This window comes from Candidatus Eisenbacteria bacterium (assembly GCA_013140805.1).
In the GTDB taxonomy this organism is placed as follows: domain Bacteria; phylum Eisenbacteria; class RBG-16-71-46; order RBG-16-71-46; family RBG-16-71-46; genus JABFRW01.
In genome coordinates, this window is record JABFRW010000094.1 from 23063 (window position 1) to 40746 (window position 17684).

At 65.3% G+C, this 17684-nt stretch carries 15 protein-coding genes and 2 tRNA genes; 13 read left to right on the forward strand and 4 right to left on the reverse strand.

Going from position 1 to position 17684, the window contains the following annotated elements:
• Positions 1-50 precede the first annotated feature (50 nt).
• The 12 genes from der (at position 51) to HOP12_08135 (ending at position 7914) form a co-directional block, all read left to right on the forward strand.
• Complete coding sequence (der, locus tag HOP12_08080; protein ID NOT34112.1) at positions 51-1361, forward strand: ribosome biogenesis GTPase Der; 1311 nt, start codon at positions 51-53, stop codon at positions 1359-1361.
• A gap of 35 nt (positions 1362-1396) precedes the next feature.
• Positions 1397-2029, forward strand: coding sequence for a glycerol-3-phosphate 1-O-acyltransferase PlsY (gene plsY, locus HOP12_08085; protein ID NOT34113.1), 633 nt, complete (start codon positions 1397-1399; stop codon positions 2027-2029).
• Entirely contained in the window at positions 2026-3018 is a 993-nt protein-coding gene (locus tag HOP12_08090) for an NAD(P)-dependent glycerol-3-phosphate dehydrogenase (GenBank protein NOT34114.1), read from the forward strand. The genes plsY and HOP12_08090 overlap by 4 nt, the downstream gene beginning before the upstream one ends.
• A 13-nt stretch (positions 3019-3031) precedes the next feature.
• Positions 3032-3433, forward strand: coding sequence for a MerR family transcriptional regulator (locus HOP12_08095; GenBank protein ID NOT34115.1), 402 nt, complete (start codon positions 3032-3034; stop codon positions 3431-3433).
• A 54-nt stretch (positions 3434-3487) separates the two neighbouring features.
• Positions 3488-3564 (forward strand) — tRNA-Pro (locus tag HOP12_08100).
• Positions 3565-3628: 64 nt separating this feature from the next.
• A complete protein-coding gene (locus tag HOP12_08105) occupies positions 3629-4399 on the forward strand; it encodes a glycosyltransferase family 2 protein (protein ID NOT34116.1) in 771 nt (256 codons plus the stop codon).
• Complete coding sequence (gene surE, locus HOP12_08110) at positions 4396-5142, forward strand: 5'/3'-nucleotidase SurE (GenBank protein NOT34117.1); 747 nt, start codon at positions 4396-4398, stop codon at positions 5140-5142. The genes HOP12_08105 and surE overlap by 4 nt, the downstream gene beginning before the upstream one ends.
• Positions 5139-5831, forward strand: coding sequence for a protein-L-isoaspartate(D-aspartate) O-methyltransferase (locus HOP12_08115; protein ID NOT34118.1), 693 nt, complete (start codon positions 5139-5141; stop codon positions 5829-5831). Before surE ends, HOP12_08115 begins: the two co-directional genes overlap by 4 nt.
• Before the next feature lie 6 nt (positions 5832-5837).
• Positions 5838-5914: transfer RNA gene (locus HOP12_08120), tRNA-Pro, on the forward strand.
• Between the two features lie 99 nt (positions 5915-6013).
• Positions 6014-6286, forward strand: coding sequence for an acylphosphatase (locus HOP12_08125; protein NOT34119.1), 273 nt, complete (start codon positions 6014-6016; stop codon positions 6284-6286).
• A gap of 13 nt (positions 6287-6299) precedes the next feature.
• Positions 6300-7364 (forward strand): RNA polymerase sigma factor RpoD/SigA, encoded by a 1065-nt coding sequence (locus HOP12_08130; protein ID NOT34120.1) that lies wholly within the window; start codon positions 6300-6302, stop codon positions 7362-7364.
• Positions 7365-7383: 19 nt separating this feature from the next.
• Entirely contained in the window at positions 7384-7914 is a 531-nt protein-coding gene (locus tag HOP12_08135) for an adenine phosphoribosyltransferase (protein NOT34121.1), read from the forward strand.
• Here HOP12_08135 and HOP12_08140 read toward each other — a convergent pair.
• The gene (locus tag HOP12_08140; protein NOT34122.1) at positions 7904-8806 is read right to left on the reverse strand and encodes an EamA family transporter; all 903 of its coding nucleotides are present in this window, start codon (positions 8804-8806) and stop codon (positions 7904-7906) included. The two genes, HOP12_08135 and HOP12_08140, sit on opposite strands and share 11 nt — an antisense overlap.
• 129 nt (positions 8807-8935) lie before the next feature.
• Between HOP12_08140 and HOP12_08145 the strand changes: the two genes are divergently transcribed.
• Positions 8936-9490 (forward strand): hypothetical protein, encoded by a 555-nt coding sequence (locus tag HOP12_08145; protein ID NOT34123.1) that lies wholly within the window; start codon positions 8936-8938, stop codon positions 9488-9490.
• A 95-nt stretch (positions 9491-9585) separates the two neighbouring features.
• Here HOP12_08145 and HOP12_08150 read toward each other — a convergent pair whose 3' ends face one another.
• From HOP12_08150 to HOP12_08160, 3 genes are all read right to left on the reverse strand, one after another.
• A complete protein-coding gene (locus HOP12_08150) occupies positions 9586-10455 on the reverse strand; it encodes a hypothetical protein (protein ID NOT34124.1) in 870 nt (289 codons plus the stop codon).
• Between the two features lie 296 nt (positions 10456-10751).
• Positions 10752-12593, reverse strand: a complete 1842-nt coding sequence (glnS, locus tag HOP12_08155) for a glutamine--tRNA ligase (GenBank protein ID NOT34125.1) — start codon at positions 12591-12593, stop codon at positions 10752-10754.
• Between the two features lie 205 nt (positions 12594-12798).
• On the reverse strand, positions 12799-17655 hold the full coding sequence (locus HOP12_08160) for an OmpA family protein (GenBank protein ID NOT34126.1): 4857 nt from the start codon (positions 17653-17655) through the stop codon (positions 12799-12801).
• Positions 17656-17684 lie beyond the last annotated feature (29 nt).

Genomic DNA, 17684 nt, shown 5'->3' on the forward strand with positions numbered 1-17684 from the left:
GACCTCATCCGCCGCAGGACCGGCTCCACCGCCGGTCGGACCCCACCCTCATGGCCACACCCACGGTTGCGATCATCGGGCGCCCGAACGTCGGGAAATCGACGTTTTTCAACCGCGTCCTGGGCGTCAAACGTGCGGTCGTTCACAACCGTCCCGGCATCACGCGAGACCGGAACACCGCGCGCGCCGAGTGGAGCGGCCGTCACTTTCTACTCGTGGACACGGGCGGCTTCCTGCCGGCAGCCTCCGAGGGGCGCGATGCGGAGGTACGCAAGCAGGCCGAGATGGCGATCGGACTCGCGGACGTCGTGCTGTTCATGGTCGACGGTCTGACCGGGGTCACCGACCTCGACAACGCCATCGGCCAGAGCCTGCGGCGACGCGGTAGCCGTTGCTTGTTGATCGTGAACAAGGTCGACAAACACGGCAATCCGGTCGAGCACGAGTTTCATCGACTGGGGCTCGGCGAGCCGATCGCGATCTCTTCGGAAGGTGGCCTCGGGATCGGCGACCTGCTCGATCGCGTCGTGGAGCTCCTGCCTCCCGACAGCGGACCGGATGACGAGGGTGTGCCGCGGATCGCGATCGTCGGGCGACCCAACGTCGGAAAGTCTTCGCTGGTGAACGCGCTGCTTCGCGAAGAACGCGTGATCGTCGAGGCGAGCGCCGGCACCACGATGGATTCGATCGACACCCGGTGGAGCACGAATGAAGGTGACTTCATTCTGATCGATACGGCCGGGATCCGACGCCAGGCACAGTTCAAGGACGAGGCCGAGTTCTTCGCCGTCTTGCGTGCGATCCAGGCAATGGAGCGCTCCGATGTCGCCTGCCTGATCGTCGACGCGACGCATGGATTCCAGCGTCAGGAAGCGCGCCTTGCTCAGGACGCGCTCGAAGCGGGCCGCGCCGTGCAATTGCTCTACAACAAGTGGGACCTGATGACCGAGCGAGAGCAGACGTGGAAGGCGCTGCAGGCCGACCGGGAGCGTCGCTTCCCGACGCTCGCCGACCTGCCCGCAATTCCGATCTCGGCCACCGAGCGCACGCATATTCAGAAGCTTCCGAAGCTGTTCAAGGGACGCATGGATCAGATGACACGCGCCGTTCCGACGGCCCAGCTCAACAAATGGCTGGAGGACGTGCAGCGGCGACGCCAGATTCCGTCGAATCGACTCGGCCGAGCGCCACGGCTCTACTACATGACTCAAAGCGGAAAGCGTCCGCCGGAATTCACGTTCTTCGTCAACGGTCCGGAACGGCTGAACGAGTCCTATCGTCGGTTTCTGTGGTCGCAGTTCGTCGACCGCTTCGACTTTCAAGGCACTCCGATTCGGTTCAGGTACCGCAAGAGTCAGTAGGAGGTTGGGTGTCGACGCTCGAGCCTTCCGTGGTGCTGCGACTCGCACTGATCCTGCTCGTCGGCTACCTGTGCGGCGCCCTTCCGTGGGGCCTGTGGCTCGGTCGCTGGTTCAAGGGGGTCGACATCCGCCGCGTGGGCTCCGGCAACCCTGGAGCAACCAATGTGTATCGCACGCTCGGACCTGCGGTCGGCGTTGCGACGCTGATTCTCGATGTCCTCAAGGGCTCGATTCCGGTGTGGTTCGCTCCGAGCCTCCTGCTGTCGCAGCCCGATCCCATGATCCTCGAGCTCGGTCGCATTGCGGCCGGTGTCGGTGCGGTGCTCGGACACGTCTTTACGTTCCTCGCGGGATTCAAGGGTGGAAAGGGGGTTGCGACCACTGTCGGGGTGTTGCTCGCCCTGTCGCCTCCGGCGTTCGCAATCTTCGTGACCGTATTCGTGGCCACCGTGGCGATCACCCGCTACGTTTCGCTGGGTTCGACATTCGGTGCTCTGGCTTTCGCAGTCGCGCTGTGGCGGTTCTCGCCGCGTGGCGTGCAGAGCCCCGCCTTCGTACTCGGACTCGTACTCGCGGCGCTGATCGTGTGGCGGCATCGGGATAATTACGCGCGCCTGGCCCGAGGCGAGGAGCGCAAGTTTTCGCTCACGGGAGGGAAGCGAGCATGAGTGTCGAGCGAGTCGCGGTGTTGGGTGCGGGATCGTGGGGAACGACGCTCGGGCTGGTGCTCGCTGGAGGCGGGCACGACGTTCAGTTGTGGGATCACGATCGGGCCCACCTGGATGCGATCGACGGTGCGCGTGAGAACCGGAAGTTTTTGCCTGGCATCATCCTGCCGGGTGGGGTTAAGGTTCAGCCGGAACTCGGACGGGCGCTCGAGGGCGCTGGCTTCGCGGTGTACGCGGTTCCTTCGCACGCATTGCGCTCGGTCGGGACCCAGGTGGCTCGCAGTTCGCGAGGCGTGCTGCCAGTTTGTGCGACCAAGGGGCTGGAACTCGAAACGCTCAAGCGTGCGACGGAAATACTTTCCGCCACGCTCGACGACGATGCACCTGTCCTGCTGGTCGGACCGAGCCACGCGGAGGAAGTCAGCCGCGGAATTCCGACTTCGGTGGTGGCGGCGAGTCGTGACGAGGAGCGTGCTCGCGATGTTCAGCGACTCTTCGCGGGGCCGCGATTCCGTGTCTACACGAATACCGATGTGGTGGGTTGTGAGTATGGCGCAGCACTCAAGAACGTCATCGCGATTGCGGCCGGCGTGTGCGACGGCCTCGGGTATGGCGACAACACGAAGGGCGCGCTGTTGACGCGCGGACTTGCCGAGATCACGCGTCTGGGACTGGCGCTCGGCGGGAGACGCGAAACGTTTTATGGATTGACCGGAATGGGCGATCTCATCGCAACCGCCATGAGCCGGCACAGTCGCAATCGGCACGTGGGCGAGCGGTTGGGGCGCGGAGAATCGCTCGAGGCGGTGCTTGGCAACATGGTGATGGTGGCCGAGGGCGTCAACACTGCGCGTGCGGCGCGAGACGTCGGGCGCGCTCAGGCAGTCGAGCTGCCGATCACCGAACAAGTGTGCGCGATCCTCTTCGATGGCGTCGCGCCGGCGCGGGCACTCGAAGCGCTGATGACGCGCGATCTCAAGAGCGAATAGTCGGGAGGGAACCATGACGCCGATTCGCACCGAGGAACCCGAAGGGAAACTCTATCGTCCGATCAGCGAAGTCGCCGACCTGGTCGGCGTGAAGCCGCACGTGCTGCGCTACTGGGAGACTCAGTTCAGCATGCTTCGGCCGCGCAAGAATCGCGCGGGCAATCGCATGTACCGCCCGGACGAGATCAAACTGCTGATGCGCATCAAGGATCTGCTGTACGCGCGGCGGTACACGATCGCGGGTGCGCGGCGCACCTTGCTCGACGAGCGCAAACTCGACGAGCCGCAGGTCGAGCTCGGCTTCGGGGCGGCCGACCGCAAACTGGTGCTGCACGAAGTGAAGACCGAGTTGGCGCGACTGGCGGAGCGGCTGCGTGCCGCGGCGCGGGACGCGCGCGAGGTCACTCGCGCGTGATGTCGACTTGCGGCTCGCGGCGCTCCTCCCGTAGATTCGTCGCCGAGTACCGGTCGGGGCGTAGCGCAGCCCGGTAGCGCACCTGCATGGGGGGCAGGTGGTCGCTGGTTCAAATCCAGTCGCCCCGACCATTTCACTTTCCGCCCGCCCGCACGGCCCCGCGGAATGCCGCCCCGGCTCCAATCCGAGGCACTCATGGCTCCGCGAAACTTGCGCGTCACCGCGCTGATTCCTGCATTCGACGCGGCGGCCCATCTCGGCGGTGTCCTCATGGGTCTCGCGGCGCTGGAAGTGCCGATCGAGATCCTGGTGGTGGACGATGGTTCGCGCGATGCCACCGCGGAGGTGGCGCGCCAACACCGCGTCCCGGTGCTCCAATTCGCCGCCAATCGAGGCAAGGGTCACGCGCTCATCGCGGGCTTCGAGGCGCTCAAGCACTGCGACGCGGTGATCACGCTGGATGCGGACGGTCAGCATCCTCCCGAGTGTGTGCCGGCGCTGATCGCCGCCGCAGAATCGGGAGCAGACGTGGTGCTGGGGAGTCGGCAGTTCGGTGCCGGGATGCCGCCCCTGCGGCGCTTCGCCAACCACTGGAGCTCGGCCTGGTCGAGCGCGATCGCAGGAGCGCGCATCTCGGACAGCCAGTGCGGCTATCGATTGTATCGACGCGAAGTGCTCGAAGCCGTGCCGGTGACTCCGGGACGCTACGAAATCGAAACCGAGATGGCGATCCGCGCGGCGATGCTGGGATTTCGCGTCGTGGAGGTCACGGTGCCGACGGTGTATGGCGAGGAGAAGAGCGGCATTCGACTCACGCGTGACGTACCGCGCATCATCGGCACCATGGCGCGATTGACGGTCGAGCGCTGGCTGCCGCCGATCTCGATGCGTTCCGCGCGCCGCCGTGTCGCGGCGGTTCCGCGAGGCGAAGCGCCTCGCACGCCGAACGCCGGGGCCGGGTTGTGAGGATCCTGATCACGAACGACGACGGCATTCACGCTCCGGCACTCGAGGCCTTGCATCGCGAGTTCGCGCCGCTCGGAGAGGTCGTGGTGGTGGTGCCGGACCGCGATCAGAGCGCCACCTCTCATTCACTCACGCTGCATCGTCCACTGCGCATTCGTGAGGTACGGCCGGGTTGGTTCAGCGTCGATGGAACCCCGACCGACTGCGTGCTGATCGCGTATCACGGGTTGCTCGAGCATCCGCCCGAGATGGTCGTGTCGGGGATCAACCACGGCCCGAACATGGGCGAGGATGTCTTCTATTCGGGCACCGTGTCGGCGGCGATCGAGGGAGCAATGCAGGGATCGCTTGCGATTGCCGCTTCGCTGGTAACGCGCGAGCCCTCGGATTTCGTCGCGCCCGCGCGATTCGTTCGACGCGTGACGCAGGAGGCGATCGCGCGGGGATTCGGCGGCAAGCGAGTGCTCAACGTGAACATTCCATTTCGACCGTGGGACGAAGTGAAGGGCGTCAAACTGACGCGGCTGGGCACCCGCGTTTACAGCGATACGCTGATTCGAAAGGAGGATCCGCGTGGTCGGCCGTACTACTGGATCGGCGGGCTCGATCCGGTGTGGCAACCGGTCGAGGGCACCGACTTTCACGCGGTCCACGAGGGCTACGTTTCGGTGACGCCTCTGGCCATGGATCTCACCGACGTGGCTGCGCTGGCGGGTATGGACTCATGGCAGCTGACGCCATGATGCGCGACGGCGGGCCCGACTTCGAGGTCGCCCGCCGGCGCATGGTCGACGAACAGCTCGTGGCTCGCGGTATTCGCGACCGTCGGGTGCTCGACGCCATGTCCGAGGTTCCGCGCCATCCGTTCATCGACCCGAGTTTGTGGCCTCGAGCGTACGGTGACCACGCGTTGCCGACGGCTTCGGGTCAGACCATTTCGCAGCCGTTCATCATCGCGCGAATGTTGGAACTGGCGGCGATCGAAGCGGGCAATCGAGTCCTCGAGGTCGGGACGGGCAGCGGGTACCAGACTGCATTGCTGTCTCGACTCGCGGAGCGCGTGCTCAGCATCGAGCGGGTCGCGAACCTGGTGCGCGCAGCGCAGTCCCGGCTGGATCGCCTGGGAGTGCGCAACGTCGCGCTTCGACAGGGGGACGGCTCGCTCGGTTGGCAGGAGTTCGCACCCTATGCTAGGGTCCTTGTCGCCGCGGCGGCACCTCGAGTCCCGGATGCGCTTTTCACGCAGCTGGACGAGCGGGGTGTTCTCGTGATCCCGGTGGGGAGCGCCGAAGTTCAGACGCTGGAGGTCTGGCGCCGCACCGGAGAGGGGCGCTTGGTACGCGCCGTTCACGGCGAGTGTCGGTTCGTGCCACTGATCGGACATGACGCCTGGAAACGGGCGCCGGACACGCGCAACGGCCTCACTACTTGATTTTGTCGGGGCGTGGCTCAGCCTGGTAGAGCACCTGGTTCGGGACCAGGGGGTCGGAGGTTCAAATCCTCTCGCCCCGACCACTTGTTCGGCGCGGCGACCCTCGGGTTCGTCTGCGCCGATTTGATTTCGCGGCGGAGCTTGAACCTGCGCTGTGTCGAGCGCATCCTGCGGGCGTTATCATGCCGTGTCTCCACGTGATCGTCCATGGTCGCGTCCAGGGCGTCGGGTTTCGCTACTTCGCGCGGCATGAGGCGCGACAGCGGCGCCTCACGGGCTGGGTCCGCAACCGCCCGGATGGCACGGTCGAGGCGGCGGCGCGCGGCAGCGCGCCGGACCTCGAGCACTGGATCGCGGCGCTTCGCAGTGGGCCGCCAGCCGCGCGAGTCGACCGGATCGAGCGCGACGAGAGGGAGATCGCCGGAGCCGACGACGAGTTTGCAATCGTCGACTGAGCGCCGCAATCGCATGGAACGCGTTCGATTCCTGACCCGACTCGCGGAGACGCTGACCGCCGCCCGTGCGGGCGGCGGTCTCGCGATCTCGGAATACGAGTCCCTGCTTCTCGACCCGGACTTCGACGAACGCGATTTCGCCGCCTTCCGCGAACAAGCCGCAACGCTCGGGATCGCGCTACCCGAAGCGGAGATCGCGGTGTCGGGTTCGAGCGACCTGCGCGCTGCCCCGGGAGAGGCCGACCGGGATCTGCTCGACCTCTACCTGAACGAGATCGGGCGGATTCCGTTGCTGCCGCACGAAGAGCTGTTGGAAGTGTCGAGAAGGGCTCGCGGTGGCGACGAGCTGGCGCGCAAGCGAGTCATCCTCTCGAATCTCCGCCTGGTGGTGCACCTGGCGCGAGGCTATCGCGGCCGCGGACTGCCGATGCTCGACCTGATCGAAGAGGGCAACCTCGGGCTCATCCATGCCGCCGACCGCTTCGAACCCGAACGCGGGCTACACTTCAGCACCTATGCCGTGATCTGGATCCGGCAATCCATCCTGCGAGCGATTGCGGAACAGTCTCGAGCGGTTCGGATTCCGGTTCAGATGTTTCAGCAGGCCAGCCGTTACGTGCGTGTCGAACGACTATTGAGACACCGACTCGGCCGCGAACCGATCGCGGAAGAATTGGCGCGTGAGCTGGGCATCTCCGTCGGTCGTACCGAGCGTCTGGCAGCGCTGCTGGCAGGCTTTCGTTCGTTCGACGATGGCTCTGCGGCCGCAGCCTTCGATCGCCTGACGCTCGAAGACCTGGGCGATCCCCCGGCGTCGGTCGAACGATTGATCGAACTACAGCTCGAGCACGAGAAGATCGATCGTCTGCTGCGATCGTTGAGTCAGCGGGAGGAGCAGGTTCTGCGCATCCGATTCGGATTCCTCGACGGCGATGCACACACGCTCCAGCAGACCGGCGAGCATTTCGGCATCTCGCGCGAGCGCGTGAGACAGATCGAGGCGCGCGCGCTCGACAAGCTCCGCAAAGCAATCGAGTACGCCGAGTTGCATCACGGCGCGGGCACTCTTCACCACTAGCGCGAGGAGCGAAGTCCAGATGGACACCGAAGTCGAGCTGCGGTCGTACGTCCGCGACGTCCCGAATTTCCCAAGGCCCGGCATCCTCTTCAAGGACATCACTCCGCTGCTCGCCAGCCCGCGCGCTTTCGCGAACTGCATTCGTCGGCTCGCCGGCCGAGTCGAGCGGCCCGCGGCGGTTGTCGCGATCGAGTCCCGCGGGTTTCTCTTCGGCGCGGGGCTGTCGTTGCACTGGGGCGTGCCGCTGGTCCTGGCGCGAAAGTTCGGCAAGCTTCCGGGTCCCACCGTGCGGCAGGTCTATTCGCTCGAGTACGGGGAGGACACGTTGGAACTCCATCAGGACTCGCTGGAATCCGGTCAGGCGGTGGTGATCGTCGATGATCTCCTCGCGACCGGTGGCACTGCGGCGGCGACCGCCGAACTGGCTCGGCAACTCGGAGCCACCGTGTCGGCGTGTCTGTTCGTGATCGAGCTCAGCGGGCTCGGTGGACGCGAGCGACTTGCGGAGTATCCCGTCGAGGCACTTCTCGCCTACGAAGTCAGCGAGTAGTCGCGCCTCTCGGACCCTTCACGAGGCCGAGCCCGAGGAGTACGCCCGCCAGCACGATGGCAGCTCCGAGCAGTGTGAGGGGCCCGAGTCGTTCATGCCTCACGAGCGCACCCAGTGAGAGCGCGATGAGTGGGGTGAGTACTGCCATGAAGCTGACGCGGGAGACCTCCCAGCGATTCACGAGCCACGCCCACAGAACGAACGCTCCGACTGATCCGGCGATCGCCAGATAGAGCACGGAGAGCCACGCCGTGGTCGTGCCCGGCAGCGTCCGGGATTCGCCGCATGAGACGCTGAGTGCAATGCACACCACCGCCCCGACCAGCGCGCCGACGGCATTGGCCGCGATCGGCGATTGGCGAGGTCCGCTCTTGAGCACCAGGCTGCCGAGAACGGCGGCGATCGTCGCCCCGAACACCGCGAGCATCGGGAGGATGCCGGCTCCGCGCAGCTCACTCGAGAACACCACGGCGATTCCCGCGAGCGAGACCAGTCCGCCGATGAGTCGTAGCGGGGAGAGGCGTTCGACTCCAAACGCGGCTGCGAGCAGCGCTCCGCTGACCGGAATGGTCGCGAAGATCACGGCGGTCAGCCCGCTCGGGACCGCCAGTTCCCCCCAGTAGAGCAACGGAAAGTTGACCCCGAACTGAAGCAGTCCAAATCCGACCGCGGCCGTGCGAGCCGCGCCTCCCGGCAGGCGCTCGCGCCGTACCGCGAGAATTGCGAACAGAATGGCCGCGGCAATCGACAGTCGCAGGGCTGCCGCCCACATCGGGGGCAGCGAATCGTGCCCGATGCGAATGAAGAGAAAAGTGCTGCCCCAGATCAGCGTGCAGCCCACGAAGGCGGCGACGCTCGATGCTTCGATCGGACGAGTCGATGAAGTGTCCATGACTGCATCTTGCCACAGCCCCGCGGTGCGATCCGGGTGCAGACTTTCCGCTGAGGAATTGGCCACGAGCGGCCGAAAACCATGGAGCCCAACCAACGCAATCACCAAACGGCTGTAAACGGGAGTCGCATGCGCATCCGACATCGAATCTGGCCGGGACTGACGCTCGTCCTGATGCTCCTGGTCTGCAGCTGCACGAGCAATGGGCAGCGCATCGTCCTTGCGAGTGCCGCGGCGACCGATGCGGACGCCAGTGAGATTCGACGGATGCTCGAGTCGGAACCATTTCGACCGAGCGGAAAGCCGGGCCAGCGTCTACACGAAGCGCTCGAGTGGCGACTCGAGGGCGGTGCGCACGTCACGGGACGCTTCTTCGACGGGAAGCTGCGTTCGCTCACCGCTCAATTTCCAGATCCGTCGCAGCTTCCCACCACCGACGCTCTTGCGGGGACGCGCGTGCACCCCGGGATGACCGTCGATGAACTCGATCGGGTCCTCGGCTCGCCAGGGTTTCTCGAGCGCTACTCCATTGCGCTCAATCGCAGGCGCACGCATCGGCCGGTCGAAGTCGAGGGTCGAGTGTGGTTGCTCGATTCCATCGGAGCCGAGGCTGGGCAGCGATTGACCGTGTTGATCGAATCGGGCCGGGTTCGAAAGTTCGCGATCACGCCGATCGGCGCTTGAGCGGCGGTTCGCGCCGTGAGCGTGGGCCAGTCGCAACGAGCGGGGCGCCCCTGAGTCCGAGCGCCCCGCCGCGTGCATCCGTTACCGCGTGAACCCTACGTCGTGAGAATCACGACGTGTTTGACCTTTCGGAATGCCGACGGATCCTTGATCCGCAGCTCGGTCTGGTTGCCGACCGTCAGCAGCTCGTAGCTGCCGACCGGCTGGGCGCTCAGCACCTGGACCTTTGCCGCTGGAATCTGAATCACCGTCTGCTGATCGGTGTCGATCGGAGTGAAAAGGGTCTCGTTGACCTCGCCCGACGGCTTGAGCGTCTTGCCGAGGCCGAGCACACCGCCGGTCGACGCAACGACGCCGGAAGTCGTGAGGTCCTTCCGATTGCCGATGAGGTAGTAGACCGTCCCGATCTCGCGACGCTTGTCTTCGATCGCCTGGGTCTGCTCGGCAATCACCGTCTGGTCCTGAGCGACCGTGGTCTGGAGTCCGGTGACCTGCGTCTGAAGCTCGGTCACCCGCGATGTCAGCGACGCCACCAGTTCTTCCTTCTCGACCACGGACCGCTTGAGTCCGTCGACCATGCGCTGCATGCCGACGATTCGGACTCCACTCTTCTTCATGCCCGCTTCGAGGTCCGAGATCCGCGTCTTGGCGCGATCGATCCCGGCCTTCAGCACCGCGATGCGCCCGAGGATCTCGTTGCCCTGCGTCTGCGTCAGGTGTGTTTCCCCTTGAAGCTCGGCGGGGTTGAGAGTTCCCCCATGCCCGAACGCAATCGCGCCCAGGCTGTCCTGGATCTCGGCGATCGCATTGATGGACTGGGTGTAGCGGTTCTGCGCCTCGGCTTCGGTGGCCTGGAGCGTGGCGTAGTTTGCGGACGTCTGCTGATACTTCTGATAAAGCACAAACGTGGCGCCGAGCAGGGCAACGAACAGAGCCACGACGGCGATTCGAACCGGCTGGGACATGAGATAGCTCCTTGGCTGAACGCCGCCGCGATGAATCGTCGCGATGGCGAAGTCGTGCATCTACCGACCGTCGTGGGGTTGAGGAGATCGGTCAGCCTTGGATGCGAAGCGAACGGACACCGAACGGGGTGGAGAGAGCCGGCGGCCGACGTGACGACCCGGGACCTTCCGGATCGGCTTCGTGCAACGAGTATCCACACAACACGACGCGAGGGGAAGGTGTCGCGAGGTTCCTTTGCGGTTCCCTGATGGTTCTCGAAGAGGTCAAGTAACCGGTTTCCATCGCGCCTGAAACATCAGTTTCCCGCTCCCGCCTTCTTTTCGATCCGCGCCCACGCGTCCTTCAGCGTGACCGTGCGGTTGAAAATCGGCCGCTCGTGACTCCATTCCGCAAGGTCGGGGACGAAATAGCCGACACGCTCGAACTGAACACACTCCCCTGGCGAGGCGACCGCGAGGGCGGCCTCAAGCTTGCAGTGGGCCAGCACTTCGAGCGAGGCCGGATTGAGATCTGCCACGAAGTCTTCCCCGTCGGCGAGATCCTCGGGATTCTCGCGCGTGAAGAGCGTGTCGTAGAGGCGCACTTCTGCATCGACCGCATGTTCGGCCGAGACCCAATGAATCGTGGCCTTCACCTTGCGCCCGTCCGCCGCGTTGCCGCCTCGAGACTCCGGGTCGAAAGCGACACGGATCTCGATCACCTCGCCGGAACCGGGATCCTTGATGACCGACGTACACCGCACGAAATACGCGCCGCGCAATCGCACTTCAGCCCCCGGGCTCAGCCGAAAGTACTTGGGTGGCGGAATCTCGCGGAAGTCGTCGTGCTCGATCCACAACTCGCGAGAGAATGCCACGTCGCGCATACCCGCCGCGGGGTCTTCCGGGTTGTTGCCGATCGGGAAGTGTTCGACCAGGCCTTCGGGGTAGTTCTCGACCACCACCCTGAGCGGCCTCAAGACCGCCATCCGACGCAGGGCGCGGCGATTCAGCTCCTCGCGAACGCAGTGTTCGAGAAGCGCGAGTTCGACGCGATTCTCTCGCCGGGCAATGCCGATGCGTTCGGCAAAGTCGCGCAGGGCTGAAGCCGGGTATCCACGCCGCCGCATGCCGGCGATGGTCGGCATGCGGGGGTCATCCCATCCGCGGACGTGACCTTCGTTCACGAGGCGCAGTAGCTTGCGCTTGCTCATGAGCGTGTGGGTGAGGTTGAGGCGGGCGAACTCGTACTGGTGCGGGACCGGTCGTGGCAGATCGAGTGATTCCAGCAGCCAGTCGTACAACGGACGATGAGGTACGAATTCCAGCGTGCAGATGCTGTGTGTGATGCCCTCGATGTAGTCCGAGAGTCCGTGCGCGAAGTCGTACAACGGATAGACACACCAGCGGTCGCCGGTGTGGTGGTGCGCGAGGTGACGAATCCGATACAGCACCGGATCGCGCAACCAGACGTTCGGTGACTCCATGTCGATACGCGCTCGGAGCGTCCGGGACCCGTCGGCGAACTCGCCAGAGACCATGCGACGAAAGAGATCGAGACACTCCTCGATCGAACGATTGCGGTAGAGGCTCGGCTGCCCCGGGGCGCCCGGCGCCCCACGCATTTGATCGACCTCTTCGGCGGAGTGATCACAGACGAAGGCGTGCCCGTTCTCGATCAGGCGAACTGCCAGGGCATGCAGCGCGGCGAAGTAGTCGGAGGCGCGAAACGATTCCAGCGGTGCGTCAGTCGCCGCGCCGGCGGGCGCCGCGACGAGTTGATAGTCATCCCGTCCGTCCGTGCGTGAGTGGGTAGGGGTCGACCCCGCTGCTTTGAGACCGAGGCATCCATCGGCCCAGCCTGCGATCAACCACCGCACGTCCGCGAGGATCGCTGCCTCGTACTCGAAGTCTTCCTTGGCGGGATTTGTATCGTCCATTCGCAGGTTGCAGACGCCGCCGAACTGACGGGCGACTCCAAAGTTCAGACAGATCGCCTTGGCATGTCCGACGTGAAGGTAACCATTCGGTTCGGGAGGGAAGCGCGTGACCACGCCGCGAACCCGCCCCGACGCGAGATCGCCCTTCACGATTTCGCGAATGAAGTCCTCGCGCTCGGCAGGAGCGTCCATTGGCGTAGCGAGTGTCTTATCCGACATGGCGTTTGGGATTCCGTCGACGGTTGTGCGCGGAGCCGGGCACCGGGAGGCTCATGGAGTCAACCGTGGGAGATAACGGGATTGGCCGATGCGTGTCCAGTTCGAGAACACCGCCGCGCGCGGAATGAGCCGGGCCCCCGCGCACTTGCGCGAGGGCCCGCTGGTGTTGCCCCCTACGATCGCGCGAGCGAAGGGCGAGGCTTGATCAGTTGGAACAGTCGAGCACTCGAGACTGCGGGAATGTCTGCGCCGCGGGACGCCGAGGCCGCCGAGGCGGGCCAATGGGTTCGATCTGCAAGTCCGCCTCCTGCGGATCCATCGCGATGGGGCGTCCTTCGGAATCGAGGAACCGCGTCTCGACGCGCCGATTGCGAGCGTGTGCGTACCGCGATCGCTCGGGAGTCAGCAACTCCGACTCGCCGCGAGGCGTGCGGACGATGCGCGAGTCATCGATTCCCTCGTTCAGCAGATAGGTTGCGACTGCACAGATGCGACACCGCGAGAGCCCCTCGTTGTAGGCGTCGGTTCCGCGCGCGTCGGTGTGTCCGATCAACTCGATGCGAGCGTCCGGGTAAAGCTTGAGCACCGACGAGATCCTGGCGAGCACCTTCCTCGCTTCGGCATTGAGATCACACTCGTCGAACGCGAAGTGAACATTGCTCGGAACCCGCAATCCCGGCTCCGGAAGTCGAGGAGCGACGGGCGCCGCGGGAGGCGTGACGGCCGGCGTCGGCGGTAGGGCGGCCAGCTTGTCCGCAGCCCGCTTCGCCAGATCCTCGGCCTCCTTGAGGTGAGGCACGGTCTCGCATTCACCCTGATTGACCTGCTCGTTGCCCGCCCACGCCAGTTCGGTCTCGAGGCGCGCCAGCTCGTCGGCGGCCGTGAGGAAGTTGGGATCGCGCTTCATGCGATCGAGCTGCTTCCACAAATCCTCGCGAAGCGCTTTGGACCCGTTGAGCACCTTCGCCTCGGGTACGTTGGCCGAAGTCGCGGGACTTGCGCCGGTCGCGATCTTCGAAACCAGCGAACGGCCGAGCTCGAATGAACTCTCTGCAAAGCCCGTCTCGTCGTTGTCGGTGTATTCGATCTCGGCAATGTCGAGCCAGCTCCGTGCCGCGGCGGCACGCCACGGGTCACGGGCGCGGCCGGAGAGCCCGTCGAGTCGGTTCTGCCACGCGTCGATCTGCGCGAGATCGCGCGCGATCACCTCGTCGGTGGTGCGCTGCCGAAGCGGGGTGAGTGCGTCGGGTCCGGGCTCGGCCGGAGACGACTCCCTCACGCGAGCCGCATCTGTCACGGCGGTGGGCGGGACTGCCCCTGCACTGGTCGGGGGGGAAGTTCGGCGGCCGAACAGCCCCTCGTCGAACTTGAAGCCGAAGCGCACGTACGGACCCCGATCGGTGCGGTCTCCGCCGCCGAGGTCGGCATCGCTGAAGCCCATCACGTTGTAACCGACACCGAGTCGCAGGTTGCGAACCAGGATCGCGCCCAACTCGACGCCGAGGCCGGTCTGACTGGCGTCGAAGTGATCACTGTAGAGTCCGCGGCCGATGAGGCCGAGGTCGAAGCGCGGCGTCAGGTCGACGGTCGCGCGCGCCGAGAAGAGTTGAGCGTCGGTGCGAATCGTCAGGCTCTCGCGCTCATCGGTGAGCCACTTCGCGGCCGCCTTGCCACTGAGTGTCCAGGCTCGCATCGGATGCCAGTTCAGATCGGACGCCAGAATGTGCACGCTGCGTTCGAACGGATCATCGCCCGCATCCTTGTCGAATCGATGCTCGTAGCGGGCCAGCGCATCCCACTGATTGCGATCGGTCTGTCTCCAGGCGATTCCGAACTGCGAACGACCTTCGGCACGATCCTCATCCGGGGCCAGGAACCACGTGCTACGTGCGAGACCGGTCCAGTCTCTCGCGAGCTTGCGCGCGGCACCGAGGCTACCGAGCCACTGTTCGCGATTCGACTCCGTGCGGAACTCGAGCCGCGCCGTGCCCTTCCACGACGGATCGTGCGTGTATTCGAGTCCGCTCGTCACCGAGGTTGCGCTGCCCGATCCACCGCGAATCGTCTCGATGTGCTCGATGGACCCGTCGACCCGCGTGCCGGGCGAGACCAGCCACCGATTGCGAACACCCATGGCGGCCTGAGTCTCACGTCCCGCGAAGGCATCGCGTGCACGGTACTCGGTGAACAGATAGCCGTCCCGCAGTTCGTCGCTGGCGATGCCGACCAGCGTGGTTGCACGGTTCTGTTGATCATTGAGGGCGAAGGGCCCGGCGAATGCGTCGATACTCTCGTGACGAGCGTAGAGGCGCGTCCGAGGTGCGACCTGCGTGTCGGCGCCCAACGCCCAGCGGTCAGCGTTTGCGTCATCGAGGCTGACTTCGTACTCGCCGAACGCCGACGACCGCCTGGCGAGCGGCAGATCAGCCGACAGTCGCCCACGAACCGATGAGAAGTCGTTCGGTGTCGTACCGACGCTTCCGGGCGTGGCGGGGGTGGCGGTCTCCTCGGCCCAGCGGTAGGCAGCCTCCGCGCTCCACGCGCCGAAACGTCTGCCGAGCCCAAGTTCGGCGCCGTCACGATGACCGTCGGCCACCAGGTCCTCGGTGCGCAGGTAGCGCGCGAACATCGAAGCGGCTCCCAGCTGATAGCGCGCGTCAGCACCCAGCTCCTGCCGACCCGGCAGAATGCCAGAGGAAGCGGCATCGAAGCCGCCGTCCACTCGTTGCCCGTAGGTTCGCGCAAGGAAGCCGCCGCGTTCGAAGCGAGCATCGCCGCGCCATGCATCGGACTTGCGGTCCCCGTCGAACAGCGCGCCTCCCGAATCGCTGTGTGCGAACTCGGCGCCAAGCGTCACTCCGCTCCAGGGCAAGAGCGTCGCATTGACGCTCGAGAGGCCGTTGGACGCGCTCGGGTCCTCATCGCGCGAGGCGGCGAGGCCGAGAGTCAGTCGCGGCGACGGGGTGAGCGTCAGCTCGCCACCGTAGACGCCGTAGCCGTCACCGTTGCCTTCGATTTCATAGATGACTCGAATCGACACGGGATTGAGTTCCGAATCCACACTCGGCACCGGCTGACGGAAGAGCAGGCGACCGGAGAACGGTTCGAGCGTGTAGTCCGCGAAGCGCATGCGGGGTTCCCGACGGAGCACTCTCGAGGGTTGATTGCGATCGCGTACCAGAACCTCGACGACCTCGGTGCCGAGCACGCCGTCGGAGCGGGACAGGGCATACGGTCCCGACACGCCACGTGCCGCAATCTCGTCGATCACCTGATGCTCTCGTGCCTGAGTGCCGTAGGCGGTCAGTTGGGCGAGACGTCCCCCGATGTGCCCGACGCCACCATTCAGGGTGCGTGTGAATGCGCCGAGCTGACGCGCGTCCGCGGCAGGCGTGACGAAGTCGCCGAACATCACGTACGAGGACCCGCGATCCAGTCGCGCGTAGAGCCGGCTCGAAGACTGGGCGGCGAAGTCGTGCACCGAGGCATCACCGAAGACGTCATAGCCCTCGAAGGGTCGAATGTCACGGAAGCGACGCTTGTCGGGATCGCGTTCCGAGTCGTAGCGAAGTGTCAGCAGGAAATCCCGGCCGATGTCGCCCTTGGCGAACAGCGCACCGCGAGCGCCTCCGAAGGTGCGACCGTCGTCGTCGTCGAAGGAAGCATCGCGAAGCGCATCCTCGAAGTCGTCGCGGTGTCCGCTGCAGAGCTCGGCGGTCTTCAGGCGGCGCCAGTCGATGCGACCCTCGAGGAGTCCTGCCATGAGGAGCGATCGCAGGTTCGGGACGAAGCGGACGGGGAGGGACGATTCCGCGCCATCGATCGTCGCCCGAAGCCTTCCGTCTGCCGGCGACTGTGATGCCCTCAGCATCACCGTCATCGAGCTGCCGCTCATCGCAACCTGCGTTCCGGGCAACGCCGGATCTTCATCCGGCACCATCCAGGTCCCGACTGAGCTCTCGAGCGTGACGAGAACCGAGCCGGAGGCCGGCCGGCGCGCGATCCTGACGGGAAGCTCGGAGGTGCCGTCGGCTGGAACCGCGGAGGCTGAGACCGTCAACCAAAGCGCCTTGCCGATGCCTTCCGGCGCGTCGGTCGAAGCTGACGGGGCGAGGCCCTCGACGAACGGACCCGAGACTTCGCCGGCGCGGCGACGAGCCTTGACCTCGGCCAGCAAGTTGGGGCCGCAGCCCTGCGGACTGAAGTCCGCGCGATGGAGTTCTCCCTTTCGCAGATCGACGAATCGGCTCTCTCCATCGAGTGCATTGCGATTGGCCAGGGGTTTGAGCGTCGCATGGGCCGGAAGTGTCGTCGGATCGGCGCGCAGGACATGGAGCCGCGGACGCACATGTTCGAAGGAGTATTTGCCCTCTGCGTCCGTCACTGAAGAGGTGCCGTCCTCGAGATAGAGCCGCACTCCCGGAATGCCGAGTTCCTCGGGACCCTGCACACCGTTCGAGTCGCAGTCGCAGTCGAGGAAGACCTTTCCGACGATGATGCCTTCGTCGCTGAAGGGTCCACCCGTGATCTTGACGTCGGCGTCTGCAACGTTCGAGACGATGCCTGGGACGACTGGAACCGTCGTCGAGTCTCCGGGCGTGCTGGCCTGGGCAATGTTTCTGGCGGTGCCGAAGGCGATGCCGGATCGAATCTCGAGACGGTAAAGAAGCGTACGCACCTGTTCCGGGACCACCGTACCGATCGGGAACGTGAGTTGAAGCGTGTTGGCGCCCTCGGGATCGCGTTGCCGCACCCCGTCCAGTCGCGTCGAACCGCGCACATAGCGCATCCCCGGCGGAATCTGATCGGTGACGCGCACGTTCTCAAGCGTGGTCTGGCCGACATTGCGAATCTTCACCGTATACGTCACGACGTCGCCGACCTCGGCAATGCTCGGCGAGGCCTCTTTCTCGATTACGAGTTGACCGGGGGTCGGAACGCCGGTCGGATCCACGTCGCGGTCGTTGGTCGGGTTGTCATCGCCGGGCGTGCTGACGGTCGCGGCGTTGATCACCTGAGGTACTGCCGCCGGTCCAACACCGACCGTGAGGGTGAACCTCAAGCTGTCGCCGATCGCGAGTGGTCCCTGAT